Raw genomic sequence first — 25,138 nt, 5'->3', positions numbered from 1 at the left:
TCACCGCCAAAACCATCCGTTAAACCCAAAATTAACCATAGGCACAGTACGATTCACCCGTCTTCCTGATGGAGGAGGGCGAGGGCTCCCAGCATTGTCCCCAATGCAGCTGGTAGCCACGCCGCGACGATCGGATTGACGATTCCCGACGATCCGAGTTCCTCCGACAGTTGTGTCGCAACATAGAGCACGAACCCGGCCGCGACGCCACCTATCACCAACTTGGTGACGCCACCAAACCGGAAAAATCTTAAGGAAACGGATGCGGCCACCAGGACCATCGCGATCAGCAGCAGCGGACGCGCCATAAGCGCCTGATACCGCAGTTCGTATGGGGTTGTGTCGAGGCCGGCGCGCTGCGTGCGGTCGATGACCGCAGGCATCGACCAGAAGCCCACCGCATCGGGTGGCGTGAAGCTCTGGCGCATCTGTTCCGGCTCCAGGGTCGTCGCAACCATGTAGCTCGCGAAATTCTGTGGCTGTTCCGAGGCCGACGTCGTGCGCGCGTCGCTGAGTTCCCAGTTTCCGGGGCGCAGCACGGCCTGCCGTGCATCGATCCGCTCCTTGAAGGAGCCATCCGGGTTGAAGATGAAGAACGTCACCTGCGAAAGGCCGTCCTCGTCGGGCAGGGCGCCGGCGGCGCGGATGATGGCCTGGCCATCGACGCTGCGCTGCCGCAGCCAGATATCCTGGGCCGCCCCGGTCTTGCCGCTCGCACGGACGAACAGGCGTGTCTCGAGGGCCGTCGCCTTGCGCTTCAGGTCCGCGGCGAGGGGGTTGTAGATCATGATCGAAATCAGGCCGACCACGCCTGCGACGGCGGCGGCGGGCTGCAGGAACTGCCAGGCCGAGACGCCGACCGAGCGAGCGACCACCAGCTCGAGCTTGCGGCTCAACGTGAGCAGCGCGAACATCCCGCCGAACAATGCGGCGAAGGGGAAGATCTGCTCGGCGACCGCCGGGGCGCGAAACAGCGCGAGCTGAACGATCCGTGGCGTGGTGGCGATCGGCGAATCGCCGGCGCGGCGCATCAGCTCGACGAAATCGAGCGTGCCGATCAGGAAGAAGAAGGTGCCGAAGACGCTGAGGATCGCGCGGGCGAAGCGCTTCGTCAGATAGCGGCCGAAGGTCGAGAAGAGCAGCATCACGCGCGCCGGAAACGAGCCGCAAGACCGGCGAGTGGCAAGGTCAGAGGGGCAGCGAGGCGCGCCAGGAAGGGCCGCAGCCGCTCGCCGTAGAGAATGAAAGCCGTCGCCAGAACGATGGCGGCAATCGGCAGGATATAGAGCAGGGCCGCTGCGAAGGGCGAGCGTACGCTTGCGGTCCAGGCGGCGTAGGCGGCGATGCGTGTCGCGCCGACGATCATGATCGCGGCCTGGATCGCCAGCGCCCGTCCTTGGCGCGTGGTGCGCGCTTCGCCGATCGCCGCGAAAGCAATCAGCATGAAGGCAAACGGATAGAGCGGCGCCGACAGGCGGTTATGCAGCTCGGCCCGGAACCGGCCTTCCTGGATCTTGTAATAGTTTTCGTTCGGATCCTGGTTCAGGAGCTGCCAGGTCGAGCGTTCACGCGGCTTGTAGATCACCTTGTCGCCGTCGGCTTCGCCGGGGCCGCCGCTCGGATCGCCGGTCAGCGCCGAGAGGTTCAGCGCATAGCGCTCGAACGAGATGATCGAGGTCGTGGTGGTGTTCTTGGTTTCACGCTGGATGGTGCCTTTCTCCAGCATCAGGAAGCTCTGTCCTTCCGCCTCCACCGTCCGCCCGCGCTCGGCAAGATAGATCGAGGGCTGCGCCGGGTCGCGACGGTCCTGCATGAAGATGCCGACCAGCGAGTCGCCGGCCTTTTCGCGATAGTGGAAGGTCACGCCGGAATCGAGCGAGACGAACTGTCCCTCCTTCACGACGTTGGCGACGAAGTCGGCCCGGATCAGCGTGATCAGGTCGCGCAGCATGCGAAAACTCGTCGGCATCACGGAAATGCTCATCCAGGCGACGACGATCGCGGTGATCGCGGTCAAGGCGAGGAACGGCCGGGTGATCCGGTGCGGCGCCACGCCGGCGGCGTTCATCACGATCAGCTCGGAATCGCCGTTGAGCTTGTTGAGCGTATAGAGCGTCGACATGAACAGCGCGACAGGCGCGATGCCGGCGATCAGGGCCGGCAAGGACAGCAGCGTGACCGTCAGGAAGATCAGCACCGTCTGGCCCTTGCCGGTGATCAGATCGACCTCCCGAAGAGCCTGCGTGACCCAGATGACACCGGTGAGACCGAGCAGCAGCACGATCGCCGCCCCCGCCGCAGTCTTCAGGATGTATCGGTCGAGGCGGTTGAGCAGCACGCGTCGCTTCCGGCAGGCGGGGAGTTTTAGAGACTTCCCGAGGTGGTTCGTCGGACACTCCCTATGGTATAGCCGCGTCCCCGGCGCAAACGGGAATCGTTTGGGGTCGGCCTTACCGGTGTCCTTCCCACGCACTTGTCGCAAGATTGTGAGCGGATCATGTCGCAACGCCTGAAGCTCGAGATCAAAGCCCCCGCCGCCGTTGAAGGGCAGGATCTCGTGATCCTGGTCTCGGATCGGCTCGCCTTGCCGCGTGCGGCCGAAACCGCTGCGGGCGAGGCAGCGCAGGCGCTGCTGACGCGAGCCGCGCGGGCCGAGCGCTTCAAGGGGAAGGCCTATGCCGGCCTGACCTTGCCCGCTCCGGAAGGGTCCGCCTACGAGCGACTGATCGTCGTCGGCGTCGGCAGCGAGGACGACCAGGGCGAGCTGGATTTCGTCAGGCTCGGCGGCGCCATCGCCGGCCGGCTCGGTGCGGGCCGCACGGCGGAGATCGTCCTGGCGTTGCCTGCCGGCGCGATCGAGGCGCAGCAGGGTGCCGAGTTGGCGCTTGGCCTGAAGCTGCGGGCGTATGCGTTCGATCGCTACAAGACGAAGAGCAAGGACAAGGACGAGGCCGAGCCGACTGCGGTGACGCTGCGCGCCGCCGATCCGGCTGCGCTCAAAAAGACGGTGAAGGCGGCAGACGCCATCGCCGGCGGCGTCGTGCTGGCACGCGATCTCGTGAACGAGCCGCCGAACGTGCTCTATCCCGAGGAATTCGCGGACCGGGCTGCCAAGCTAAAGAAGCTCGATGTCGAGGTCGATATCCTCGACGAGAAGGATCTGAAGAAGATCGGCATGCGCGCGCTGCTTGGCGTCGGGCAGGGTTCGCGGCGCGAGAGCCGCGTCGCCATCATGCGCTGGAACGGCGCCGGCAAGGACGAGAAGCCGGTCGCCTTCGTCGGCAAGGGCGTGACCTTCGACACCGGCGGCATCTCGCTGAAGCCTGGTGCCGGCATGGAGGATATGAAGGGCGACATGGCCGGCGCGGCCTGCGTCGTCGGCCTCATGCATGCGCTCGCCGCCCGAAAGGCCAAGGTCAACGCGATCGGCGTGATCGGCCTCGTCGAGAACATGCCTGATGGTAACGCCCAGCGCCCGGGCGACATCGTCACCTCGCTCTCGGGCCAGACCATCGAGATCATCAATACCGACGCCGAGGGCCGGCTCGTCCTCGCCGACGTGCTCTGGTACACGCAGGAGCGTTTCAAGCCGCGCTTCATGATCAACCTCGCGACGCTGACGGGCGCGATCCTGGTGGCGCTTGCGCAGGAGAATGCCGGCCTCTTCACCAACAGCGATGAGCTGGCAGGGCGCCTCACGGCCGCCGGCCACGCCACTGGCGAGACGGTCTGGCGCATGCCGCTCGGCAAGGCCTACGACAAGATGATCGATTCGAAGTTCGCCGACATGAAGAACTCGGCCGGGCGCTATGCGGGCTCGATCACCGCGGCGCAGTTCCTGCAGCGCCATGTCAACGATACGCCCTGGGCGCATCTCGACATCGCCGGCACCGGGATGGCCGCGAAGGACAGCGAGATCAACCGGTCCTGGGGGCCGGGCTGGGGCGTGCGCTTGCTCGACCGGCTGGTCGCCGACCACTACGAAGGCTGACGTGGTTGCCTCGTCGTTGTCCGATCGAACCGCTGCCGGCATCTCGGACGGAGCGAAGCGGAGATCCGGGATCCATCGACGGGCTCCGGAGTCCTACGATGGATCCCGGGGCAAGCCCGGGATGACGGCGAGGGTTTCACATAAGGGCAGAGCATTCCACGGAGGACCGTCTCTGGTGTTGATGGAGAACGGTTTCGATGGCTGAAATCCTGTTCTTCCATCTGCAGTCCCGCCCGCTTGAGCAGGTCCTGCCGACGATTCTCGACCGGGCGTTGTCGCGCGGGCAGAAGGTCGTCGTCGAGGTCTCCAGCCAGGAGCGGCTGAGCGTGGTCGACGATCACCTGTGGAGCTATGCGGATGACAGCTTCCTGCCGCATGTCACGGCGATGGAAGCGGATGCGGCGCAGAATCCGGTGGTCGTCACCACGCAGCCGCATAACCCCAACGCCGCGCAGGTGCGGGTTTGCGCCGATGGCGTTCGCATTCCCGACGCAATGCAGGAATACGAGCGCGTCGTTCTGATATTCGACGGAGACGATCCCGAGGCGCTCACCGCTGCCCGCGAGGATTGGAAGAAGGCCAAAGCCTCGGGCCATGCCGCCAGCTACTGGCAGCAGGACGACGCCGGCCGCTGGGAGAAGAAAGCGTGAGACTGCCTGTTCTGTTTGTCTGCGCCGCGACGCTCGCGGGCTGCTCGGTCGATATGGGCGGTTTCGCCTTCCAGTCTGAAACCAAGGGTGGCGTCACCACCACGACGACCAGCAGCGCCAGCGCCGGCATCTCGACGCAGGAGCCCGTTCTGACTCCGGAAGGCGAATGCAGCGTCGGCGCTTCGCTCGACCCCTCGACGCGCCCGTTGCCGAAGGAGATCGCGCCCGGCATCACCGAATGCGAGCTGGTCAAGCTCAAGGGCACGCGCCCGACCGACGTGCTGGTCGGCGAGAGCGGCAAGGGCCAGCGCGAGGTCCAGGTGCTCTATTCCGAGCCTGGCGGGCGCGAGATTTACATGTTCACCGACAACCGCCTGAGCCGGATCGTCAAGCCGGGGCAGGGGTGAGGCGAAGGGGCGATGCGCTCTCTTGGAATTGGCGATGTCTGCTTTCGACGGCGGGCTCAACTGATCGCCGCAACACACTCGGCGAACCTCTCGGCTGGGGTTTGATAGAGCAAGGTCTTTCTGGGCCGTTCGTTGAGCTGACGGGCGATGGCGCTGAGCTGGGCCTGGCTTTGCAGGGACAGGTCGGTTCCGTGGGGAAGATACTGGCGCAGGAGCCGGTTGGTGTTCTCGTTCGAGCCACGTTGCCAGGGTGACCTGGGATCGCAGAAGTAGACCTCGACGTTCGAAGCGAGGGCCAGCCGCTTGTGGTCGGCCAACTCCTTGCCTCGGTCCCAGGTCAGGGACTGATAGAGTTCGCCGGGCAGTTTCTTCGACTGTTTGATCAGGGCGGTGATGACGCTCCCGGTGTCTTTGTTGGCGACCTTGACCAGCATCACGTAGCGCGAATGCCGCTCGACCAGCGTGGCGACGTAGCTGTTCCGGGAGCCGCCGATCAGGTCGCCTTCCCAGTGACCAGGGACCGCACGATCCTCGACGGAGGCCGGCCTTTCGCTGATGGAGACGGCGTCCCTGATCTGGCCCAGGCCGTTCCGCTTCAGGCTGGCGTGCCGGGAGCGGCGGATCGTTCGCCGGGCCCTCAGGTGGTCCAGCAGTTCCTTCTTCAGCACCCCACGGGTCTGGATGAACAGGCTGCGGTAGATCGTCTCGTGCGACACTTGATTGTGTGGCTCCCGGGGGCAGGTGCGCTTGAGCCAGCCGGCGATCTGCTCGGGCGACCAGTTCCGCTGCAGCTTGCCGGATACTGTCCGGGCCAGACCGGGTCGGCAAGCCAGCTTGCACGGCTTGGGACGCAAGGCCCGGTCCCAGGCCGCCTGATCGGAGCGCGCCGCGCGGTAGCGATCCGGCCCGCCGTTGCGCTGAACCTCGCGACTGACCGTGGACGGTGATCGGCCCAATTGCCGAGCGATCACGCGCAGCGACCGGCGGGTGCTGAGCCCTCGGGAGATTTCCTCCCGCTCGCTGAGAGTGAGCGCCCGCGGCGCCCGCCGCCGGTCTGGAGGCCGAATGCCGCCCGTCGGCGAAAGCACCGAGAACACCGAAGAGGACTCCCGATCGAACCGCCGCCCAATCGAACTCATCGACTCGCCGGCCTTCCAGCGATCCCAGATCTCAGCCCGCTGGGCCGCCGAATAGTAGATCCGCCGCCGCTGCATCATCACCCACGCTCCATCTCCAAAGGAAAAGTAGCGTGTTGCGATTACCGATTGAGACCACCACCCGTTGCGGACATTCCCGCAAGTAGAGCCGCCAAGCAGCCTGCCCGCTTGTTTCTGCCGAAACCGTCACGCATCATCGCGTCATGACCAAATACCTCATTTCCTTTCCGAGCGAGGCCATGGTGCTCACGGACGAGCAGCTGGCCGCCGCCGCTGTCGACTCTCGTGCGGTGATCGAGGAGGCCAAGGCGGCGGGCGTCTATGTCTTCGGAGGAGGGATCGCCGAACAGGTCGGCCCTGTGCTTGTCTCCGAGGATGGGTCGGCATCCGACGGGACCTATCCGGGCAGCCGCCTCAATGGCGGATTCACGGTGCTGGAATTGCCGACGCGCGAAGAGGCGGTGAAGTGGGCGGCGAAGCTCGCGCAGGCCTGCCGTTGTTCGCAGGAGCTCCGCGAATTCATGTACGATCCAGCCAGCTAGAACGACGCAACGCGCTCCGGTCGCAGACGCCATTTACCGGCAATCGCCCGACTCGCATCCCCGCGCCGGGGACGGGATAAGCTGGGAGAAGCGGTCGGAATCCCTCCGCCGCCATCGGAGATCATCGCCCATGGTCAGATGCGCTACCTTTGCTGCGCTGTTTGCGGCTGCCGCGCTGGGCATCGCCCATGACGCCCTCGCGGCCGGTTCGTGTCGTCCGACGCGAGACGGCAAGGACCGGATGGAACTCTCCGGCGGCTGCCCGAGCGGCTATGTCGTCCGCGGTTCCTGCTGCGAATCCGTCCGGTCCATCTCACAGCCCACCGGCGCCAATGCCTGTCCGGCCGGCACCATGCTGAGGCTCGGCGCTTGCGTCCCGCGCCAGTAGGGCCGCCGGTCGCGGCGGTGCCACATCCCGTATCGGGCCGCCCGGCAGCCCTGATGCCTCAGGCGCTCTCCAGCTCCTCGCCGAGCATCAGCCACTCCTCCTCGGCAGCCGTCAGGGCCTCCGCCAGCTCCGCCCGCTGGCGCGAAAGCTGAAGAGCCTTGTCGGGCTCGCGGGAGAAGGCGCCGTTGGCGAGCGCGGCGTCGACCTTCTCGATCAGCCCGGTCAGCTTGGCGATGCGCGCCTCGGCCAGGTTGAGTTTCTGGCGCAGCGGCCCCTGCGCCGCACGCTTCGTCGCAGCTTCCTTGCGCTCGTCGACCTTGGGCTTGGCCGCGCCTGACTCGGGCGCGGGCTTGCCGCGTCGCTCGGCCTTGGCGCTGTCGAGCACGAAGGAGCGGTAGTCCTCCATGTCGCCGTCGAAGTTCTTCACCGTGCCGCCCGCCACCAGCCAGAGCCTGTCGGCGCAGGATTCGATCAGGAAGCGGTCGTGGCTGACGAGGATGACCGCACCGGGATAGTCGTTGATCGCGTTGACCAGCGCCGTGCGGCTGTCGATGTCGAGATGGTTGGTCGGCTCGTCGAGGATCAGGAGATGCGGGCCGTGGAAGGTGGCGAGCCCCAGCATCAGCCGCGCCTTCTCGCCGCCAGAGAGCAGCTTGACCGGCGTATCGGCCTTGGAGGCGGGGAAGCCGATCTGGGCCGCCTTGGAGCGCACCCGGGCTTCCGGCGCATCCGGCATCAGGTCGCGCACATGCCCGACCGGCGTATCTTCGGGGCGCAGTTCATCGAGCTGGTGCTGGGCGAAATAGGCCGTCTCCAGCTTGCTCGACTTCTTCATCTCGCCGGAGAGCGGATCGAGCCTGCCGCCGATCAGCTTGCAGAAGGTCGACTTGCCGTTGCCGTTGGAGCCGAGCAGGGCGATCCGGTCGTCTGGCGCCAGCGAGAGGTTGAGCCGGGAGAGCACCTTGCGCTCGCCATAGCCGGCGGCGGCATCCTCCAGCACGATCATCGGCGGCGAGAGCGGCTTCTCCGGTCCGGGGAAGACGAAGGGCTGGACATCGCGGTCGATGATCGCCGCGATCGTCTCCATCTTCTCCAGCCGCTTGACGCGTGATTGCGCCTGGCGCGCCTTGGTGGCCTTGGCCTTGAAGCGGTCGACGAAGGCCTGCAGGTGCTTGCGCTCGGCGTCCTGCTTCTCCTTCGCACGGACGAGCTGCATCTGCTTTTCGGCGCGCTGTTTCTCGAAGGAGGAGTAGCCGCCGCGATAGAGCGTCAGCTTGCCCTGGTCGAGATGCAGGATGTGGTCGACGCTGGTGTCGAGCAGTTCGCGGTCGTGGCTGACCACCAGCACGGTGTGCGGGTAGCGCTCGAGATAATCGTAGAGCCAGAGCGTGCCTTCGAGGTCGAGATAGTTGGTCGGCTCGTCGAGCAGCAGCAGGTCGGGCTCGGAGAACAGCACGGCCGCCAGCGCGACGCGCATGCGCCAGCCGCCCGAGAAGTCCGAGCAGGGGCGCTGCTGCGCCTCCTCGTTGAAGCCGAGGCCGTGCAGCACCATCGCGGCGCGGGCCGGTGCGGAATGCGCGCCGATATCGGCGAGCCGCGTCTCGATCTCGGCGATGCGGTGCGGATCGGTCGCGGTCTCGCTTTCCTTCATCAGCGTCATGCGCTCGGTATCGGCGGCGAGCACGACCTCGATCAGCGATTCCGGTCCGCCCGGCGCTTCCTGCGCCACGCCGCCGATGCGGCGGCCCTTCGGCAGGCTGACCGAGCCACCCTCGGTGCCGAGCTCGCCTGTGATGATGCGGAACAGCGTCGTCTTGCCGGTGCCGTTGCGGCCGACGAGCCCGACGCGCGCTCCGTCGGGGATCGCGGCGCTGGCATGGTCGAGCAGCAGGCGCTCGCCGAGGCGGTAGGTGATGTCGTTGATCGTCAGCATGGCCGGGTCGTTTAGGCGCGAGACGCAGCAAAAGGCAATGCAAAGCCGGAACAACCGGCCACGCGTCACTGTTTGGTCACGATCTCGCCTTGGGACGGCCCGCACCGGCCATCACCCAAAGGAAACCGGATATGTCGCGATTCGCTGAAGGTCGTTTCCATGTATGTCCGCCTGTCCTATGCCCATCCTCGCCGTGTATCTTTCATGGCTTCCCTGCTGGTCTTCTCCTCGATCATCATCGGCAGTGCTGCTGCCCTCGCCACGATCGTGCCGTTCTCCTGACGTTGCATCTCTTGCCTTGGGGCAGGCCCCCGATGGGCGCCGCAGCGTAGGGCCGCAAGGCCTTGATGCCGCTTGTCGTCTGCCGGGTCAGCAGCTAACGCTGGCGTCATGGCACGCACCGCTTTCTACACCGGCTCGTTCGACCCCGTGACCAATGGCCACGCCGACGTGATCGCAGCCGCCGCCAGCCTCTGCGACAGGCTCGTCCTGGCTATCGGCGTCCATCCCGGCAAGACGCCGCTTGTTTCCGTCGAGCAGCGCGCCGAGTTGCTGCGCGCGGTCGCGACGCCGCTTCTGGCTGCGAAAGGCGCTTCGCTGGAGGTCGTGACCTTCGACGATCTTGCCGTCGACGCGGCGCGCCGGGCAGGTGCTTCGATCATCATCCGCGGCCTGCGCGACGGCAGCGATCTCGACTACGAGATGCAGATGGCCGGCATGAACGGCACGATGGCGCCGGACATCCAGACCGTCTTCCTGCCGGCCTCGCCGGGCGTGCGCTACATCACTGCGACGCTGGTGCGCCAGATCGCCGCGATGGGCGGGGATGTCTCGCCTTTCGTGCCGGCACCCGTGCTTAGGGCGCTCAAGGAGCGCTTCGCGAAGAGTTGAGGCGAAGGGCCATCCCGGCCTTTGCGAGGCCAAGGGACGAAAGGCACAACTTCGCCATCTTCCGCCGCTTTCTGCTGATTTTGGTTTGCATTTTGCCGAGAGCGATGGTGTCTCTCAGGTGAAGCGACTCGTCGTGCGATCTCCCGCGCGGCGCCCTCCGACAGGTTTCCCGATGCGCCTTTCCCGCTACTTCCTGCCCCTCCTGCGCGACACGCCGAAGGAGGCGGAGATCGTCTCGCACCGGCTGATGCTGCGTGCCGGCATGATCCGCCAGGAATCGGCCGGCATCTACGCCTGGCTGCCGCTTGGCCTGCGCGTGCTCGACAAGATCTGCAAGGTCGTGCGCGAGGAGCAAAACCGGTCCGGCGCGATCGAGATCCTGATGCCGACCATCCAGTCGGCCGATCTCTGGCGCGAAAGCGGGCGCTACGATGCCTATGGCAAGGAGATGCTGCGCATCAAGGACCGGCACGACCGCGACATGCTCTACGGCCCGACCAATGAGGAGATGGTCACCGAGATCGTCCGGGCCTACGTCAAATCCTACAAGGACCTGCCGCTCAATCTCTATCACATCCAGTGGAAGTTCCGCGACGAGGTGCGTCCGCGCTTCGGCGTGATGCGCGGCCGCGAGTTCCTGATGAAGGACGCCTATTCGTTCGACCTCGACAAGGACACGGCGCGCCACGCCTATAACCGCATGTTCACGGCCTATCTCCGCACCTTCGCGCGGCTCGGCCTGAAGGCGATCCCGATGAAGGCCGATACCGGCCCGATCGGCGGCGATCTCAGCCACGAGTTCATCGTGCTGGCCTCGACCGGCGAGAGCGAGGTCTTCTGCCACAGCGACTATCTGAATTTCGAGACGCCGGCTGCCGATACCGATTTCGACAGCGTCGCCGGCCTCCAGGGCGTCGTCGACAAGTGGACGAGCCTCTACGCCGCGACGGAAGAGATGCACGACAAGGCCGCTTTCGAGGCGGTTCCGGACGACAAGCGCGTCTCGGCGCGCGGCATCGAGGTCGGCCATATCTTCTATTTCGGCACCAAGTATTCCGAGCCGATGGGCGCCGCGGTGGCCGGGCCGGACGGCCAGCCGGTGCTGCTGCATGGCGGCTCCTACGGTATCGGCCCGAGCCGCCTGGTCGCCGCGCTGATCGAGGCCGGGCATGACGATGCAGGCATCGTCTGGCCCGACGAGATCGCGCCCTTCGATATCGCGGTCATCAACCTCAAGGCCGGCGACGCCGCGACCGATGGCGCGGCCGAGCGCATCTACAAGGACCTGCTCGCCAAGGGCTACGACGCCGTGCTCGACGACACGGATGACCGGCCCGGCGCCAAGTTCGCCACCGCCGACCTGATTGGTGTGCCCTGGCAGATCATTGTCGGCCCGAAGGGGCTGGCCGAGGGCAAGGTCGAGATCAAGCGCCGTGCCGGTGGCGAGCGCGAGCTGGTCTCGCTGGAGGCCGCGCTCGACCGCTTCAAGGGCAGGGCGGCGTGACGGAACGCACCGCCCCATCTCTTCCAATGGCCAGAGCCAGCACATGAGTGCCGTTGCAGACAACGCTGCCGTTCCGACCGGCACGAAACCCTTCGCCAGCTTCGAATGGCTGCTCGCCGGCCGCTATCTGCGCACCCGGCGGCGCGAGGGCTTCGTCTCTGTCATCGCCGGCTTCTCCTTCCTCGGCATCCTGCTCGGCGTCGCGACGCTGATCATCGTGATGTCGGTGATGAACGGCTTCCGGAAGGAGCTGCTGGAGAAGATCGTCGGCGTGAACGGCCATATCTTCGCGACGCCCATCGACCGCCCGCTCGACGACTATGACAGCGTCGCGGCGCGGCTGAGCAAGATCCCGGGCGTCAAGCTCGCCATTCCGCTGGTCGAGGGGCAGGCGCTGGCCTCCTCGCAGACCGGCAACAACGGCGTGCTCGTCCGCGGCGTCCGCGAAGCCGACATCAAGGCGATCCCCTTCATAGGCGGCAACATCAAATCCGGCACGCTCGACGGCTTCGACACGACGCCCGGCGTCGCCATCGGCCGGCGCCTCGCCAATGCGCTGGGCATCCAGGCCGGCGACAACATGACCCTGGTCTCGCCGCAGGGCGCCTCGACGCCCTTCGGCACGGCGCCGCGCATCAAGGCCTATCCGGTCAAGGCGATCTTCGAGATCGGCATGACCGAGTTCGACGGCACCTTCGTCTATATGCCGCTCGCCGAGGCGCAAGCCTATTTCAACCGCGACGGCGACGTGAACGTCATCGAGATCTTCGTCGACAACCCCGATCGCACGCAGACCGTGCGCGACGCGATCGAGGCCGATGCGCCGCGCCCGCTCGTGCTCTCGGACTGGCGCCAACGCAATCGCAGCTTCTTCAACGCGCTGGAAGTCGAGCGCAACGTGATGTTCATCATCCTGACCCTGATCGTGCTGGTCGCGGCGCTGAACATCGTCTCCGGCCTGATCATGCTGGTGAAGGACAAGACGGCCGACATCGCGATCATGCGCACCATGGGCTGCACGCGCGGCACCGTGCTGCGCGTCTTCCTGATCACCGGGGCCGCGATCGGCGTCATCGGCACGCTGGCGGGGCTCGCGCTCGGCGTCGTCTTCGCCAACAACATCAAGTCGATCATGGCGGCGCTGAACTGGATCACCGGCGCCAATCTCTGGGACCCGACCGTGCGCTTCCTCAGCGACATCCCCTCCGTCATCGACTGGCGGGAGGTCACGAGCGTGGTGCTGATGGCGCTGACGCTCTCATTGCTGGCGACGCTCTACCCGGCCTGGAAGGCGGCACGGCTCGACCCCGTCGAAGCGCTGAGGATGGGCTGATGGCACAGGAGATGCCCGCGCTCTTCCTGTCGCAGGTCGAACGCTTCTATCCGCAGACCGATGCGCCGCTCGAAGTGCTGCGCAAGGCCGATTTCGCGCTCTGGCCGGGAGAGGTCGTCGCCCTCGTCGCTCCGAGCGGCACCGGCAAGTCGACGCTGCTGCATGTCGCCGGCCTGCTGGAGAAGCCCGATGCCGGCGAAGTCTTCGTCGGCGGGCTCGCCACGACCAAGCTCGACGATTCCGGGCGCACCCGCCTGCGCCGTACCGAGATCGGCTTCGTCTACCAGTTCCACCACCTCCTGCCCGAGTTCACGGCGCTGGAGAACGTCGTCCTGCCGCAGCGCATCCGCGGGTTGTCGCGCCCGGTCGCGGAGGAGAGGGCCTCCGAGCTCCTGACCTTCCTCGGTCTCGGCGAGCGGCTGGATCATCTGCCTGGCGAGCTCTCGGGCGGCGAGCAGCAGCGCGTCGCCATCGGCCGCGCCGTCGCCAACGGGCCACGCCTGCTGCTGGCCGACGAGCCGACGGGCAATCTCGACCCGCAGACAGCGCAGCTCGTCTTCGGCACGCTGATGGCGTTGGCGCGGGCATCGGGGCTCGCTGCGCTGATCGCGACGCACAACCTCGAACTGGCCCGCCAGATGGATCGGCAAGTGACGATCCGCGACGGGCTCGTCGTCGGGCTGGGCTGAGCTGCGGTCTTTGAGGCTGACCTACGCCGGCCGCGGCGTCATCGCCGGACTCGGCGGAGCGATCCGGAGAGGCTCGCACGATGGCTGACTGCTTCGCCCCGAAAGCACGACAGGTTCGTCTGCATCTTCGCGCACCGACCGGCTTCTGCTGGAGATCGCTCCGGGCTGGCAGGCGTGCACTCCATAGCTGCGGCCACTGGAGCATGCTGATTTTTCGCGGACCACGCTGGTCATCCCGGCTTGACCCGGGATCAATGCCAGAGCCTGTCCGAACGAGGTTCAGGCATGGGGCCCGGATCTCCGCTTCGCTGCGTCCGGGATGACCAGCGCTTCTATGAAGGTAGCATTTCGTTAACTGTTCCAGGCATGCAGCCGGCGCAATTTCCGTATCGGCATTGACGAGAACAAAACATGAACTAATCTGAACCTACCAAGAACGACGGAGGTTCTCATGACTGCAGCGCGTAAGTTCGCCGCCGGCCTGGCCGAAATCGCCTCGCTCGGCGTCTTCCTCGGCATGATCTGGCTCTGGGCTGCGATCTTCTCCGGCCCGCATGTCTGATCGCGGCAGGAGCCATCCACAGCACCGCGAAGGAATCCTCGACGCCGGCCGCGCCGAGGTTTCATAAGGGGAAGGGCGGATCGGCGAGTCGCGCGGCGGCGGCGATAGGAGAACGGCATGGGGCGGGAATCTGGCGAGGCGCGCGTCCTCCCGGACATCGGCTTCGTTCATCTCCATGTCCATTCGAGCTATTCGCTGCTCGAAGGCGCGATGACCGTCGCGACGCTGGCCAAGATGGCGGCCGCCGACGGGCAGCCGGCACTCGCCCTGACCGATACGGACAACCTGTTCGGCGGGCTCGAGTTTTCCGAGAAGCTGGCGGGCTCGGGCCTGCAGCCGATCGCCGGCGTGCAGCTCTCGATCGATTTCGCCGATGAAAGCGAAGGCGGGCGCAGGCCCGTGCAGCAGCAGCGTCTGCCGCATATCGTCCTGCTCGCCATGGACGAGGCCGGCTACGGCAACCTGATGAAACTCGTCAGCGAGGCCGCCCTGGCGAGCGGCGGAGCCGGCCAGCCGATCACCACGATCGAGCGGCTCTCGGCCTACAACACCGGGCTGATCGCCCTGACCGGCGGCCATGGCGGACCGGTCGACACCGCCTTGCGCAATGGCCAGCTTCCTGTGGCCGCCGCCCGCCTCGCGACCCTGGCCGACATCTATGGCGACCGGCTTTATGTCGAGATCCAGCGCAATGGCCGGGACGGCGAGGAGGCGGCCGAGGCGCATCTCCTGCGGCTGGCCTACGATTCCGACCTGCCGGTTGTCGCGACCAACGAACCCTTCTTCGCCAAGCCGGCCGATTTCGACGCCCATGATGCGCTGCTGGCGGTAGCGGAAGGGCGGCTCGTCTCGGACGGCGAGCGTCGGCGCGTTACGCCGGAGCATTATTTCGCTTCGCGCGCCGAGATGAAGAAGCGCTTCGCCGACCTGCCGGAGGCACTGGCGAGCACGGTCGAGATCGCGATGCGCTGCCATTGGCGCGTCTCGACGCGCAAGCCGATCCTGCCGCGCTTCGGCGAGGAGGGGCGCGACGAGGCCGAGGAGCTGCAGAACCAGGCCCGCACCGGCCTCGCGGCGCGTCTCGCCAAGCACGGCCCGGCCGAGGGCTTCACCGTCGAGGATTACGAGAAGCGGCTCGATTTCGAGCTCTCGATCATCACCCGGATGAAGTTCCCGGGCTACTTCCTGATCGTCTCGGACTTCATCAAATGGGCGAAGAACCAGGACATCCCTGTCGGGCCGGGGCGCGGTTCAGGTGCCGGCTCGCTCGTCGCCTATGCACTGACGATCACCGACGTCGATCCGCTACGCTTCGGCCTGCTTTTCGAGCGCTTCCTCAATCCCGATCGCGTCTCGATGCCGGACTTCGACATCGACTTCTGCCAGAACCGGCGTGAAGAGGTGATCGACTACGTCAAGCGCCATTACGGCCAGGAGCGCGTCGCCCAGATCATCACCTTCGGCACGTTGCTGGCGCGCGGCGTGCTGCGCGACGTCGGCCGCGTGCTGGAGATGCCCTACGGCCAGGTCGACAAACTGACTAAGCTCGTGCCGCAGAATCCGGCCAAGCCGATTTCGCTGAAGGACGCGATCGAGGGTGAGCCGAAGCTGCAGCAGGCCGCCGAGGAGGAGCCGATCGTCGCGCGCCTGCTCGAAATTGGCCAGAAGCTGGAAGGGCTTCACCGCCATGCTTCGACTCACGCCGCAGGCGTGGTGATCGGCGACCGGCCGCTCGAACAGCTCGTCGCGCTCTCGGTCGATCCGCGCACCGGCATGCGCGTCACCCAGTTCAACATGAAATGGGTCGAGCAGGCCGGGCTTGTGAAGTTCGACTTCCTCGGCCTGAAGACGCTGACCACGCTGACCACGGCGGTGAAGCTGATCGGCCAGCGCGATATCCAGATCGACCTCGCGCAACTGCCCTTCGACGATCCGCCGACCTACGCCATGCTGGCGCGCGGCGAGACGGTCGGCGTGTTCCAGGTGGAATCGGTCGGCATGCGCAAGGCGCTGGTCGAGATGAAGGCGGACCGGATCGAGGATCTGATCGCGCTCGTCGCACTCTATCGGCCGGGCCCGATGGACAACATCCCGACCTATTGCCGCCGAAAGCTCGGGCTGGAGGATCCGACGTATCTCCATCCGCAGATGGAGCCCTTCCTGGCGGAGACGCATGGCATCATCGTTTATCAGGAACAGGTGATGCAGGTGGCGCAGGCGCTGTCGGGCTATTCGCTCGGCGAGGCGGACCTGCTGCGCCGCGCCATGGGCAAGAAGATCAAGGCGGAGATGGACGCCCAGCGCGACCGCTTTGTGAAGGGCGCCATCGACGGCGGTATCAAGAAGGATACGGCCTCCGAAATCTTCGATCTGCTGGCGAAGTTCGCCGATTACGGCTTCAACAAGAGCCACGCCGCCGCCTATGCCGTCGTCGCCTTCCAGACCGCCTATCTCAAGGCGAATTACCCGGTCGAGTTCCTCGCCGCGTCGATGACGCTCGACATGGGCAACACCGACAAGCTCTCGGAATTCCGCCGCGATGCCGAGCGTCTCGGCATCAAGGTAGAGCGGCCGGCGATCAATCATTCCGGCGTCGAGTTCGACGTCGCCGAGGGCAAGATCTTCTACGCGCTGGGCGCGATCAAGGGCGTCGGCCGCGCGGCGGTGGAAACACTGGTTTCGGCCCGGCAGTCGGCCGGCCCGTTCCGAGATCTGGCCGATCTCGCCCGCCGCATCGACACCAGGCTGGTCAATCGCCGCACGCTCGAAGCCCTGATCGCGGCCGGCGCGCTCGATGAGCTCGAAGGCGAACGCGCGCGCGCCATCGCGGCGATCGACGGCATGCTGGCCCTCTCCAACCGCACCCGCGACGAGGCGACAGCCGGCCAGTTCGATCTGCTGGGCGGCGGCCTGATCCAGGAAGCCTTCCGCATCCCGGCGGTCGAGCCCTGGGCGCCGGCGGAGAAGCTCAAGCGCGAGCATGAGGCCGTCGGCTTCTTCCTCTCCGGCCATCCGCTCGACGATTACGAGCATGTTCTGAAGCGCCTGCGCGTGCAGCGTTACGCTGATTTCGCTCAGACTGTCCGCGCCAACGGCACGGGCGTCGGCAAGGTCGCGGTCTCCGTCATCGACAAGTCGGAACGGCGGACCAAGTCCGGCTCCAAGATGGGCATCGTCAACCTGTCCGACCCGAGCGGTCAGTTCGAGGCCGTGCTGTTCTCGGAAGGCCTGCAGCGCCATCGCGACCTGCTCGAGCCGGGCAGGGCGCTGGTGCTGCGCCTGTCCGCCGTGCTCGACGGCGAGGAGGTGCGCCCGCGCATTGAGGATGTCGAGGTTCTCGACGATCTCGCCTCCCGCCAGAAGCAGGACCTGCTGATCTATCTGCGCGACGAGAAGGCGGTGCCTTCGATTGCCGAGCGCATTCGCCCGCGCGAGGCCATGCGCGCCGAGGGCAAGGTCTCGATCGTGATGATTCTCGACGACGGGGCGCAGGAGGTCGAGATCGAGTTGCCGGGCAAGTTCCCGGTCAACCAGCAGATCGCCAACGCGGTGCGGGCAGCGCCCGGCGTCGTCAGTGTCGAGATGCGGTAGGCGTCAGGCTTCGCAGCGGGCATGGATGTTGCCTTGCAGGATGCGCGTTGCTGAAGCACGGTAGAGCCGGTGGGAGGCGGGCCATGGCAGGGCGGTTCGAGATCGACAGGCGCGGATTGATCGCAGGAGCGACGATCCTTGCTGCAACGGCTGCTTCGCAGGCCGGCAAGGCACAGGAGAAGCCCGTGATCGACGAGCGCACCGTTCTCATCGTCGTCGATGTCCAGAATGATTTCTGCCCGGGCGGCAGCCTCGCCGTCACGAAGGGTGACGAGGTCGTGCCGGTCATCAACGCGCTGGGCAAGCGCTTCTCCAACATCTTGCTGACGCAGGACTGGCACACCTCCGGCCACGCCTCCTTCGCTTCGAGCCATCCTGGCAAGAAGCCCTTCGAGACCGTCCAGATGCCGTATGGTCCGCAGGTGCTCTGGCCGGATCATTGCGTGCAGGGCACGAAGGGCGCGGAGTTCCGGGCCGATCTCGATCTGCCGCAGGCACAGACCATCATCCGCAAAGGCTACCGTCGCGATATCGACAGCTATTCCGGTTTCGTCGAGGCCGACCGCAGGACCCCGACGGGGCTGACCGGCTATCTCCGCGAGCGCGGCATCCTGCGGGCGGTCGTCGTCGGCCTGGCGACAGATTTCTGCGTCAGTTGGACGGCGCAGGATGCGGCGAAGGCCGGCTTCGAGACCTTCGTCGTGGAGGAGGCCTGCCGCGCCATCGATCTCGACGGCTCGCTTGCGAGGGCCTGGGCCGAGATGGCCGAGAACGACGTGTCGCGGATCAAGGTAAGCGATCTGCCTGGCTGAGGCGCAAGCTCTTGTCGCGTTCGCAGCGCCTGCTCGACCTCGTCCAGGTGCTGCGCCGGCATCGCCGCCCGGTTTCGGGGCGCAAGCTTGCGGCCGAGACCGGCGTCAGCATCCGCACGCTCTATCGTGACATTGTCACCTTGCAGGGGCAGGGCGCGCCGATCGAAGGCGAGCCGGGGCTCGGCTATGTGCTGAAACCCGGATTCATGCTGCCTCCGCTGATGTTCAGCGAGGAGGAGATCGAGGCGCTGGTGCTGGGCTCCCGATGGGTGGCGGACCGTGCCGATGGCGCCCTGGCGCTGGCGGCGCGCGATGCCATGGCCAAGATCGTCGCCGTCCTGCCGCCGGACCTGACAGATCGTGTCGAGGACACTGCGCTGATCCTCGGCCCGGGGCAAAGGGCCGTCGATTCTCCCGAGATCGATCTTGCGGCCATCCGCCGGGCCATTCGGGCCGGGCGCAAGGCCGCGATCGGCGATGGCGACGGCGAGGGCCGCGCCAGCGCGCGCGTGGTCTGGCCGGTGGCGCTGTCCTTCTTCGACCATGTCCGCGTGCTCGTCGCCTGGTGCGAGCTAAGGCAGGATTTCCGCCATTTCCGAACCGACAGGCTCACGCAGTTCGAGATGCTGGATACCCGCTATCCGCAGCGGCGGCAGGTTCTGCTCAAGGCATGGCGCGAGAAGCAAGGGATCGCGGCGCCGGCGTGATCAACGCTGCCGGAAACTGGCAGTATCTGATTCTATTCTCCCGCCATCTCGAAGCCCTTGGGAGGCCCTTCATGTTCGATGCGCATTTCATCCTGCTCCATGTCGACAGCCCCGCCGCGAGCGCGCGCTTCTATGCGGATCTGCTCGGCGGCGAGCCGATCGAGCAGTCGCCGACCTTCGCGATGTTCGCGCTCCCGTCCGGTGTGAGGCTCGGACTGTGGTCTCGCCACACCGTCGAGCCGGCCGCGACTGCGATCGGCGGCGCGACCGAGATGGCGATGATGGTACCGAACTCGCAGGCCGTCGACGCAGCTTGCGCCGATTGGCGCAAGCGCGGCATCGCCATTCTGCAGGAACCGACCGACCTGGATTTCGGCCGCACCTTCACGGCGCGCGATCCGGACGGACACAGGCTGCGCGTGTTTCATCCTCTTCCCGAAGAGGGCTGAGGGCGACGCTGCTGCCGGCGGTTCAGGCCTCGATCGGCCTGAGCTGCGCCTGGACGCGGTCGCGGCCGAGCCGCTTGGCGCGGTAGAGAGCCTCGTCCGCCTCTGCGAGCAACTGGTCGAGGCTGCGCCCACGCAGATCGTTTTCGGCAACGCCGATGCTGAGCGTGGGCGGACCCGGCAGGTTGCCGAATTCGGCGAGCGCATCCTTGAACACGCCGCGAATCCGCTCGGCCACCCGCACGGCCTCGCGCACGCCGACATTGGGGAGGATGATCGCGAACTCGTCGCCGCCTTGCCGGGCGAGGAGGTCGCCGCTGCGCAGCTGCCCCCGCACGGCGTTGGCGAAGACGCGCAGGATCTCGTCACCGGCTGCATGGCCGTGCGTGTCGTTGAGGGCCTTGAAGTGGTCGATGTCGACGAGGAGAACGGATACCCGCACCTCACCGTGCTTTAGCCCCCGGATCTGCTGATCCACCCATTGCTCGACGCCTGACCGATTCATCGCACCGGTCAACGGATCGCGCCGGGCGAGCGTCGCCAGCATCCGGTTGGAGCGTTCGGCGGCGAGCAGCAGCAGCGCCTGGCCGCGCAGGATGATGAAGGTCACGCCAACAGCCGCGAGCCAGGCATTCGTCCCCGCATCCTTCGGAAACAGCGTGGTGCCTACCTGGTCGAAGGCGGCCAGCACGATCCGCCCGGTATAGATCACGACCGTCGGCGCAAAGAGGGCGGCGAGCAGCCAGGCCGAGCGCAGCTTTTCCTCTCGCCCCAGGCGGACGGCTTCCCGCACGATGGCGGCATCGCAGAAGGCCATCACGATCGCGACGATCATGACCCGTACCGCGTATCCCTGCTCGCCCGGCGAAAGCGAGAGCAGGATCCAGACTGCGAGCAGGACGATTCCGAAGCCGAACCAGTTCAGTTCGCGCCCGCCGAAATGGCGGATGCCGAAGAGCAGCAGCAGGCAGCCGGCCAGCATCGCCGTGTTGGCGAACTCGATCGAGAGCAGGTCCGGAATCGTGTCGCGAAAGGCAGCGCCGAGCAGGCCGACCCCGATGCACAGGCTGCTGGTGCCCCACCAGACCGGGCTGCGGGTGAAGCGGCCGGTCGCGAAGGTCATGAGCTGCATCACGCCGATGATGAAGCAGGTCAGCGCACCGGTGACGAAGATGGTCCTGAGGTCGAGGGTCAGGCCCATGCCGGTTCGCCCCGGCCGTGCGTCCTGAATTCCTGTGATTCACTCTCCGACAGGCAGGCGCAACGCGGTTGGGGGGAGAGCCTGTCGCGCCCCATAGTCGCTGCCGATGTCCTGTCCGGTCTGCATTGTCTCAGGTTGAGGTAGGCGGCCGCAGCAGCTAGTCAGGACGGGGTGGGAGGCGAGCATGGTGGCATGCTTGGGAACATAATAGCCTAAGGATATCCAGTATGATCTTTTATAAGTCGTTGATCGCCGCTTCGGCCGTCGCTGTTTTGGCGTCCGCCGCCCCGTCCCTGGCACAGACGCAGGCCGACCAGCTCAAGGTCGCCTATCAGGCAGCCCGCAATCAGCTCGGCATTCTCGGCTATTGCGCCGACAAGGGGCATATCGATGCCTCCGCCGTGGATGTGCAGAAAAAGATGATGGGCCTCATCCCGACCCCGGCCGACGTCAGCGGCGGCGATGCCGCGGAAGCTGCCGGTCGCAAGGGCACGATTTCGGCCATGGGCATGGAACAGAACATCGAGGTGATCGCCAAGGCGCAGAACGGTACGCCGGCTGCTTACTGCAAGCAGATCGGCGATCTCGTGAAGCAGATGGGTGCCAAGCTGCCGCAGTAAAAGGCGGCCTGCTGCCTGGCTCCCGCAGGGGGCCGAGACGACGACCCGCGCGGCGCTCCGCGCGGGTTTTTCGCGGGTCCGCCCGGCTTTTCTGCGCCGTGCCGGCTTGCAATGCGGCGCCATCCCCTGTAAGGCGCACCCCATCCCACATGGAGCGTACCGCCTCATTTCCGAGGCGTTCCGGTGACGCGGCAGCTCATGCCTTGTTCATTCGCGCTCCAGAGGCTCAACCGGAAGGACTAGAACACCATGGCTCTGCCAGATTTCTCCATGCGCCAGCTCCTCGAGGCCGGTGCCCATTTCGGCCACCAGTCCCATCGCTGGAACCCGAAGATGTCGCCCTACATCTTCGGCGTGCGCAACAACATCCACATCCTCGACCTGTCGCAGTCGGTGCCGATGCTGCATCGCGCTCTGCAGGCCGTGTCGGACACCGTCGCCAAGGGCGGCCGCGTGCTCTTCGTCGGCACCAAGCGCCAGGCGCAGGACGCCATCGCCGATGCCGCCAAGCGTTCGGCCCAGTACTATGTCAACTCCCGCTGGCTCGGCGGCATGCTGACCAACTGGAAGACCATCTCGGCCTCGATCCAGCGCCTGCGCAAGGTCGACGAGCTGCTGAACGGCGGCGGCTCCGGCCTGACCAAGAAGGAGCGCCTGATGCTGTCGCGTGAGCGCGACAAGCTCGAGAAGGCGCTCGGCGGCATCAAGGACATGGGCGGCACGCCGGACATGATCTTCGTGATCGACACCAACAAGGAAGCGCTCGCGATCAAGGAGGCCCAGCGCCTCGGCATCCCGGTCGCCGCCATCGTCGACTCGAACTCGGATCCGGACGGCATCACCTTCCCGGTCCCGGCCAATGACGACGCCGGCCGCGCCATCCAGTTCTACTGCGACCTGATCGCTCGTTCGGCGATCGACGGCATCGGCCGTGCCTCGGGCGACCAGGGCATCGATGTCGGCGCTGCCGAGGCCCCGGTGGTCGAAGAGGTTCTCGAGCCGGTCGCCGCTGCCCCCGAAGGCCAGGTCTTCGAGACGCTGACCGCTCCGCGCGGCGCGCCGGACGATCTGACCAAGCTCTCGGGCATGGGCCCCGACGCGGTGCAGAAGCTGAATGACGGTGGCATCTACCACTTCTGGCAGATCGCCGCGATGTCGCCGGCCGACGTGACCAAGATCGACCATGACCTGAAGCTCGGCGGCAAGCTCGAGCGCGAGGGCTGGGTCGCCCAGGCTCGCGAATTCGCCGACGCGTAATGAGGCCATACGATTGCGACGCGTCATCGGCGCGTCGCAATCAGCCTCTCGATTTGACGCCGGCTCTAAGAAGTTAAGAGGACGCGCCGACGACCGGAAACGGAGCGTCGGCGTTTCCCCATAAGGCGTCCGGATATTCCGATCCGCGGCCGGCCCCCTCGGGCATGCGCCGCACCGACAGCAAGGACAAGACAGATGGCAGCGATCACCGCCGCGCTCGTGAAGGAACTCCGCGACAAGACCGGCGCGGGCATGATGGATTGCAAGACCGCGCTTTCCGCCAACGACGGCAACCTCGAGGCCGCCATCGACTGGCTGCGCGCCAAGGGCCTGGCCAAGGCCGCCAAGAAGGCCGGCCGCGTTGCCGCCGAGGGCCTCGTCGCCGTCTCCGTGCAGGGCCATGAGGGCGTCGTGGTCGAGGTGAACTCCGAGACCGATTTCGTCGCGCGCAACCCCGAATTCCAGGCGCTCGCCAAGAGCATCGCCGATGTCGCGCTCGAGCGTGGCGGCGATGTCGAGGCGCTGCTCGGCCATCACTATCCGGGCGGCGGCACCGTCCAGGATGCCATCGCCAACGCCATCGCCACCATCGGCGAGAACATGACGCTGCGCCGCACCGCCTCGCTCAAGGTCTCCTCGGGCGTGATCGGCTCCTATGTCCATGGCGCGATCGCCGACGGTCTCGGCAAGATCGGCGTCATCGTCGCGCTCGAGACGACCGGCAAGGGCGACGAGCTCGCCGCCCTCGGCCGTCAGCTCGCCATGCATGTCGCGGCGACGAACCCCGTGGCGCTCGACCTCGCCTCGGTCGCTCCGGAGGTTCTGGAGCGCGAAAAGGCGATCCTGGCCGAGAAGAACGCCGGCAAGCCTGCCCACGTGCTCGAGAAGATCACCGAGAGCGGCCTGAAGAGCTACGCCAAGGAATACTGCCTGCTGGAGCAGGCCTATATCCATGACGGCTCGAAGTCGGTCTCGCAGGTCCTCAAGGAGATCGAGGGCAAGGTCGGCGCCCCGGTCAAGCTCACCGGCTTCGCCCGCTTCGCTCTCGGCGAGGGCATCGAGAAGGAAGAGCAGGATTTCGCGGCCGAGGTCGCTGCCGCCGGCGGCACCACGGGCTGACAAGTCCGCTTGTGAATGACAGAAAGGCCGCGCATCGCGCGGCCTTTTTTGTAGGAAGACAGGCCCGTTTCGATTCGAGGCGGACCGCAGCACGGACGGAGAGACATCGATGAGACCCCAACGCGTTCTCGTGAAGCTCTCCGGCGAAGCCCTTGCGGGACCTCAGGGTTCCGGCCTCGACGGCGGCACGCTGACGGCGCTTGCCACCGACATCGCCCATGCCTCGCGCGAGGGCGTCGAGATCGGCATCGTCGTCGGCGGCGGCAATTTCTTCCGCGGCGTGCAGGGGCTCAACAAGGGTCTCGACCGGACGACGGCCGATTCGATCGGCATGCTCGGCACGGTGATGAACGCGCTCGCGCTGGAGCATTCGATCGAGGCGGCCGGCGCGCCGGCCCGCGCCATGTCGGCGGTGCCGATGCCCTCGCTTTGCGAGAGCTATGCCCGCAAGCGCGCGCTCGACCATCTCAGCAACGGCAAGGTCGTGATCCTCGGCGGCGGCACCGGCAATCCCTACTTCACCACCGATACAGGTGCGGCCCTGCGCGCGGCCGAACTCGGCTGCAGCCATCTGCTCAAGGCGACGCAGGTCGACGGCGTCTACAGCGCCGATCCGAAGAAGGATCCGAGCGCGACCCGCTACGACACGCTGACCCATGAGGACGCGATCCGGCGCGACCTCAAGGTGATGGACACCGCCGCTTTCGCGCTGGCGCGGGATGCCGGCCTCACCATCGTCGTCTTCTCGATCGCCGAAGCCGGTGCGCTCGCCGCCGTCCTGCGCGGCGAGGGCAGGGCGACCTATGTGACGCCCTGAGGCGCCGCCTCAGTAGGTCTTCCAGATACCGGGCGTCATCAATTCGAGAAGATGCCCGTCCGGATCGCGGAAATAGAGGCTCTTGCCGCCGCGATCCCACTCCATGCGCCCCTCGACGGTGATGCCGAGCGCCTCCAGCTTCGCCTCCCAGGCGTCGAATTCCTCGGCAGCGATGGCGAAGGCGATGTGCAGCGGCCCCTGGCCGTCATGCGGCGGGATGCTGCCATTGGCGGCGCTCTGGGTGTGCAGGGACGCGCCGCGCTGGAACAGCAGCAGGATGCTCGCGCCGCCGACATCATAGGCGAAGAGCGTCCCGGTCTTGAGCACGGGATCGAGGCCGAGCTTGCCTTCGTAGAAATCGCGGGCGCGTTCGAGGTCGTCGACATAGAGCGCGGTCTCGATGATGCGGTTCAGGCGGGGCACGTCATTTCTCCGTGGTTCTCTGTCCGGCTGCGCTGGTTTGCAGCCGTGCAAGCCTCTAGACTGACGTAGGTATCCGGATGCGGTGGACCAGTGTGCCC

The 25,138-nt window shown here is 66.3% G+C and carries 24 protein-coding genes; 18 read left to right on the top strand and 6 right to left on the bottom strand.

Going from position 1 to position 25,138, the window contains the following annotated elements; translation table 11 throughout:
- Positions 1–53: 53 nt before the first annotated feature.
- Together lptG and lptF are read right to left on the bottom strand one after the other, a co-directional pair.
- On the bottom strand, positions 54–1,145 hold the full coding sequence (lptG, locus tag NWE53_RS06695) for an LPS export ABC transporter permease LptG (protein ID WP_265053577.1): 1,092 nt from the start codon (positions 1,143–1,145) through the stop codon (positions 54–56).
- Positions 1,145–2,338: an LPS export ABC transporter permease LptF gene (gene lptF / locus NWE53_RS06690; RefSeq protein WP_265053576.1), complete on the bottom strand. Its 1,194-nt coding sequence runs from the start codon at positions 2,336–2,338 to the stop codon at positions 1,145–1,147. The genes lptG and lptF overlap by 1 nt, the downstream gene beginning before the upstream one ends.
- A 159-nt stretch (positions 2,339–2,497) precedes the next feature.
- On the opposite strand from lptF, the gene NWE53_RS06685 reads away from it, so the two are divergent.
- The 3 genes from NWE53_RS06685 to NWE53_RS06675 all read left to right on the top strand — a co-directional run bounded on the left by NWE53_RS06685 (position 2,498) and on the right by NWE53_RS06675 (position 5,048).
- The gene (locus tag NWE53_RS06685) at positions 2,498–3,991 is read left to right on the top strand and encodes a leucyl aminopeptidase (RefSeq protein ID WP_265053575.1); all 1,494 of its coding nucleotides are present in this window, start codon (positions 2,498–2,500) and stop codon (positions 3,989–3,991) included.
- Positions 3,992–4,188: 197 nt separating this feature from the next.
- The gene (locus tag NWE53_RS06680) at positions 4,189–4,641 is read left to right on the top strand and encodes a DNA polymerase III subunit chi (protein ID WP_265053574.1); all 453 of its coding nucleotides are present in this window, start codon (positions 4,189–4,191) and stop codon (positions 4,639–4,641) included.
- Positions 4,638–5,048, top strand: coding sequence for a hypothetical protein (locus NWE53_RS06675; protein WP_265053573.1), 411 nt, complete (start codon positions 4,638–4,640; stop codon positions 5,046–5,048). The genes NWE53_RS06680 and NWE53_RS06675 overlap by 4 nt, the downstream gene beginning before the upstream one ends.
- Before the next feature lie 56 nt (positions 5,049–5,104).
- On the opposite strand, the gene NWE53_RS06670 is transcribed toward NWE53_RS06675, so the two are convergent.
- Positions 5,105–6,265 carry an IS30 family transposase gene (locus NWE53_RS06670; protein ID WP_265053267.1) on the bottom strand — a complete coding sequence of 387 codons (1,161 nt, stop codon included), beginning with the start codon at positions 6,263–6,265 and terminating at the stop codon, positions 5,105–5,107.
- Positions 6,266–6,444: 179 nt separating this feature from the next.
- Here NWE53_RS06670 and NWE53_RS06665 point away from each other — a divergent pair, with 179 nt between their 5' ends.
- Positions 6,445–6,747: a YciI family protein gene (locus NWE53_RS06665; protein ID WP_265053572.1), complete on the top strand. Its 303-nt coding sequence runs from the start codon at positions 6,445–6,447 to the stop codon at positions 6,745–6,747.
- A gap of 130 nt (positions 6,748–6,877) precedes the next feature.
- Positions 6,878–7,135, top strand: a complete 258-nt coding sequence (locus tag NWE53_RS06660; protein ID WP_265053571.1) for a hypothetical protein — start codon at positions 6,878–6,880, stop codon at positions 7,133–7,135.
- Positions 7,136–7,193: 58 nt separating this feature from the next.
- Here the strand turns inward: NWE53_RS06660 and NWE53_RS06655 are convergent, their stop codons facing one another.
- Positions 7,194–9,068 (bottom strand): ABC-F family ATP-binding cassette domain-containing protein, encoded by a 1,875-nt coding sequence (locus NWE53_RS06655; protein WP_265053570.1) that lies wholly within the window; start codon positions 9,066–9,068, stop codon positions 7,194–7,196.
- A gap of 159 nt (positions 9,069–9,227) precedes the next feature.
- On the opposite strand from NWE53_RS06655, the gene NWE53_RS06650 reads away from it, so the two are divergent.
- The 9 genes from NWE53_RS06650 to NWE53_RS06610 all read left to right on the top strand — a co-directional run bounded on the left by NWE53_RS06650 (position 9,228) and on the right by NWE53_RS06610 (position 19,606).
- On the top strand, positions 9,228–9,350 hold the full coding sequence (locus tag NWE53_RS06650; RefSeq protein ID WP_265053569.1) for a hypothetical protein: 123 nt from the start codon (positions 9,228–9,230) through the stop codon (positions 9,348–9,350).
- A 108-nt stretch (positions 9,351–9,458) separates the two neighbouring features.
- Positions 9,459–9,959 carry a pantetheine-phosphate adenylyltransferase gene (gene coaD / locus NWE53_RS06645; RefSeq protein ID WP_265053568.1) on the top strand — a complete coding sequence of 167 codons (501 nt, stop codon included), beginning with the start codon at positions 9,459–9,461 and terminating at the stop codon, positions 9,957–9,959.
- A gap of 172 nt (positions 9,960–10,131) precedes the next feature.
- A complete protein-coding gene (gene proS, locus NWE53_RS06640) occupies positions 10,132–11,463 on the top strand; it encodes a proline--tRNA ligase (RefSeq protein ID WP_265053567.1) in 1,332 nt (443 codons plus the stop codon).
- 43 nt (positions 11,464–11,506) lie between these two features.
- Positions 11,507–12,796 (top strand): lipoprotein-releasing ABC transporter permease subunit, encoded by a 1,290-nt coding sequence (locus NWE53_RS06635; RefSeq protein WP_265053566.1) that lies wholly within the window; start codon positions 11,507–11,509, stop codon positions 12,794–12,796.
- Positions 12,796–13,485: an ABC transporter ATP-binding protein gene (locus tag NWE53_RS06630; RefSeq protein WP_265053565.1), complete on the top strand. Its 690-nt coding sequence runs from the start codon at positions 12,796–12,798 to the stop codon at positions 13,483–13,485. The genes NWE53_RS06635 and NWE53_RS06630 overlap by 1 nt, the downstream gene beginning before the upstream one ends.
- Positions 13,486–14,164: 679 nt before the next feature.
- Complete coding sequence (dnaE, locus tag NWE53_RS06625; protein WP_265053564.1) at positions 14,165–17,638, top strand: DNA polymerase III subunit alpha; 3,474 nt, start codon at positions 14,165–14,167, stop codon at positions 17,636–17,638.
- A gap of 83 nt (positions 17,639–17,721) precedes the next feature.
- A complete protein-coding gene (gene pncA / locus NWE53_RS06620) occupies positions 17,722–18,450 on the top strand; it encodes a bifunctional nicotinamidase/pyrazinamidase (RefSeq protein ID WP_265053563.1) in 729 nt (242 codons plus the stop codon).
- Between the two features lie 11 nt (positions 18,451–18,461).
- Positions 18,462–19,157, top strand: coding sequence for a helix-turn-helix transcriptional regulator (locus NWE53_RS06615; RefSeq protein WP_265053562.1), 696 nt, complete (start codon positions 18,462–18,464; stop codon positions 19,155–19,157).
- A 71-nt stretch (positions 19,158–19,228) separates the two neighbouring features.
- Positions 19,229–19,606, top strand: a complete 378-nt coding sequence (locus tag NWE53_RS06610) for a VOC family protein (RefSeq protein WP_265053561.1) — start codon at positions 19,229–19,231, stop codon at positions 19,604–19,606.
- 22 nt (positions 19,607–19,628) lie between these two features.
- Here the strand turns inward: NWE53_RS06610 and NWE53_RS06605 are convergent, their stop codons facing one another.
- On the bottom strand, positions 19,629–20,804 hold the full coding sequence (locus NWE53_RS06605; protein ID WP_265053560.1) for a GGDEF domain-containing protein: 1,176 nt from the start codon (positions 20,802–20,804) through the stop codon (positions 19,629–19,631).
- Positions 20,805–21,031: 227 nt separating this feature from the next.
- Here NWE53_RS06605 and NWE53_RS06600 point away from each other — a divergent pair, with 227 nt between their 5' ends.
- From NWE53_RS06600 to pyrH, 4 genes are all read left to right on the top strand, one after another.
- Positions 21,032–21,424, top strand: a complete 393-nt coding sequence (locus NWE53_RS06600) for a pore-forming ESAT-6 family protein (protein ID WP_265053559.1) — start codon at positions 21,032–21,034, stop codon at positions 21,422–21,424.
- 249 nt (positions 21,425–21,673) lie between these two features.
- Positions 21,674–22,681: a 30S ribosomal protein S2 gene (locus NWE53_RS06595; RefSeq protein ID WP_265053558.1), complete on the top strand. Its 1,008-nt coding sequence runs from the start codon at positions 21,674–21,676 to the stop codon at positions 22,679–22,681.
- Positions 22,682–22,876: 195 nt separating this feature from the next.
- A complete protein-coding gene (tsf, locus tag NWE53_RS06590; protein ID WP_265053557.1) occupies positions 22,877–23,800 on the top strand; it encodes a translation elongation factor Ts in 924 nt (307 codons plus the stop codon).
- Positions 23,801–23,909: 109 nt separating this feature from the next.
- Positions 23,910–24,617 carry a UMP kinase gene (gene pyrH / locus NWE53_RS06585; protein WP_265053556.1) on the top strand — a complete coding sequence of 236 codons (708 nt, stop codon included), beginning with the start codon at positions 23,910–23,912 and terminating at the stop codon, positions 24,615–24,617.
- A 9-nt stretch (positions 24,618–24,626) separates the two neighbouring features.
- On the opposite strand, the gene NWE53_RS06580 is transcribed toward pyrH, so the two are convergent.
- On the bottom strand, positions 24,627–25,040 hold the full coding sequence (locus tag NWE53_RS06580; protein WP_265053555.1) for a VOC family protein: 414 nt from the start codon (positions 25,038–25,040) through the stop codon (positions 24,627–24,629).
- Positions 25,041–25,138 lie beyond the last annotated feature (98 nt).

Source organism: Bosea sp. NBC_00550, from assembly GCF_026020075.1.
Classification (GTDB): domain Bacteria; phylum Pseudomonadota; class Alphaproteobacteria; order Rhizobiales; family Beijerinckiaceae; genus Allobosea.
Note: the sequence above shows the minus strand (reverse complement) of the source record. Positions and strands in the feature narration are given on the sequence as shown.

Excerpts from the sequence above, each read along its gene's own strand:
- NWE53_RS06650 (WP_265053569.1), top strand. The coding sequence starts at position 9,228 with ATGTATGTCCGCCTGTCCTATGCCCATCCTCGCCGTGTATCTTTCATG.
- proS (WP_265053567.1), top strand. The coding sequence starts at position 10,132 with ATGCGCCTTTCCCGCTACTTCCTGCCCCTCCTGCGCGACACGCCGAAG.
- NWE53_RS06655 (WP_265053570.1), bottom strand. The coding sequence starts at position 9,068 with ATGCTGACGATCAACGACATCACCTACCGCCTCGGCGAGCGCCTGCTG.
- NWE53_RS06600 (WP_265053559.1), top strand. The coding sequence starts at position 21,032 with ATGATCTTTTATAAGTCGTTGATCGCCGCTTCGGCCGTCGCTGTTTTG.
- NWE53_RS06610 (WP_265053561.1), top strand. The coding sequence starts at position 19,229 with ATGTTCGATGCGCATTTCATCCTGCTCCATGTCGACAGCCCCGCCGCG.
- NWE53_RS06670 (WP_265053267.1), bottom strand. The coding sequence starts at position 6,265 with ATGATGCAGCGGCGGCGGATCTACTATTCGGCGGCCCAGCGGGCTGAG.
- NWE53_RS06685 (WP_265053575.1), top strand. The coding sequence starts at position 2,498 with ATGTCGCAACGCCTGAAGCTCGAGATCAAAGCCCCCGCCGCCGTTGAA.
- pncA (WP_265053563.1), top strand. The coding sequence starts at position 17,722 with ATGGCAGGGCGGTTCGAGATCGACAGGCGCGGATTGATCGCAGGAGCG.
- NWE53_RS06665 (WP_265053572.1), top strand. The coding sequence starts at position 6,445 with ATGGTGCTCACGGACGAGCAGCTGGCCGCCGCCGCTGTCGACTCTCGT.
- pyrH (WP_265053556.1), top strand. The coding sequence starts at position 23,910 with ATGAGACCCCAACGCGTTCTCGTGAAGCTCTCCGGCGAAGCCCTTGCG.
- NWE53_RS06605 (WP_265053560.1), bottom strand. The coding sequence starts at position 20,804 with ATGGGCCTGACCCTCGACCTCAGGACCATCTTCGTCACCGGTGCGCTG.
- coaD (WP_265053568.1), top strand. The coding sequence starts at position 9,459 with ATGGCACGCACCGCTTTCTACACCGGCTCGTTCGACCCCGTGACCAAT.
- lptG (WP_265053577.1), bottom strand. The coding sequence starts at position 1,145 with ATGCTGCTCTTCTCGACCTTCGGCCGCTATCTGACGAAGCGCTTCGCC.
- NWE53_RS06660 (WP_265053571.1), top strand. The coding sequence starts at position 6,878 with ATGGTCAGATGCGCTACCTTTGCTGCGCTGTTTGCGGCTGCCGCGCTG.
- NWE53_RS06595 (WP_265053558.1), top strand. The coding sequence starts at position 21,674 with ATGGCTCTGCCAGATTTCTCCATGCGCCAGCTCCTCGAGGCCGGTGCC.
- NWE53_RS06680 (WP_265053574.1), top strand. The coding sequence starts at position 4,189 with ATGGCTGAAATCCTGTTCTTCCATCTGCAGTCCCGCCCGCTTGAGCAG.
- tsf (WP_265053557.1), top strand. The coding sequence starts at position 22,877 with ATGGCAGCGATCACCGCCGCGCTCGTGAAGGAACTCCGCGACAAGACC.
- NWE53_RS06630 (WP_265053565.1), top strand. The coding sequence starts at position 12,796 with ATGGCACAGGAGATGCCCGCGCTCTTCCTGTCGCAGGTCGAACGCTTC.
- dnaE (WP_265053564.1), top strand. The coding sequence starts at position 14,165 with ATGGGGCGGGAATCTGGCGAGGCGCGCGTCCTCCCGGACATCGGCTTC.
- NWE53_RS06635 (WP_265053566.1), top strand. The coding sequence starts at position 11,507 with ATGAGTGCCGTTGCAGACAACGCTGCCGTTCCGACCGGCACGAAACCC.